This window comes from Yersinia thracica (assembly GCF_902170565.1).
Taxonomy (GTDB): Bacteria; Pseudomonadota; Gammaproteobacteria; order Enterobacterales; family Enterobacteriaceae; genus Yersinia; species Yersinia thracica.
Genome location: NZ_CABHXX010000119.1, coordinates 1 through 423, shown reverse-complemented (window position 1 = coordinate 423; position 423 = coordinate 1). Strand labels below are relative to the sequence as shown.

Below are 423 nucleotides of genomic sequence, written 5' to 3'. Positions count from 1 at the left end.
CAAACTTGAGCCAGAGGTGGCCACCGCCACACCAATCGCAATTAATGCCGCCACCACTGGGTTCAGATGTTCACTTTGGTGATCCCAACTGTGGTAGGCATCCATCACTTTTTGCCACTGCACGTCATCACGCAGATGCAAGTCTTGCAGCCATTCGTTGCCAGGAATGGTGGCCAGCTCATTAATCGCCGCCTGTACCGATTGGTTATTTTGCGCTTTAACATCCGCACTAATCCCCTCGGTGGCATCTACAGTAAACTCGCCCCCCGCTTGCACGCTGGGCAGTACCCATTTATCTTCCTGATATCCTTTATCGGTATTTTTGATGTAGAAACCTTTCGATAAGCTGGTTTTTTGCTCAAATGTAGTGTTTTTGACCGCTTCGAAAATCACTTTGCCGTGGGTGCTGGTCAGTTTGGCATT

General features: G+C 49.2%; 1 protein-coding gene. It reads right to left on the bottom strand.

The features are described from left to right. The coding region (locus FTA91_RS16470; protein WP_145583633.1) for a hypothetical protein at positions 1-423 on the bottom strand (423 nt) is incomplete at both ends.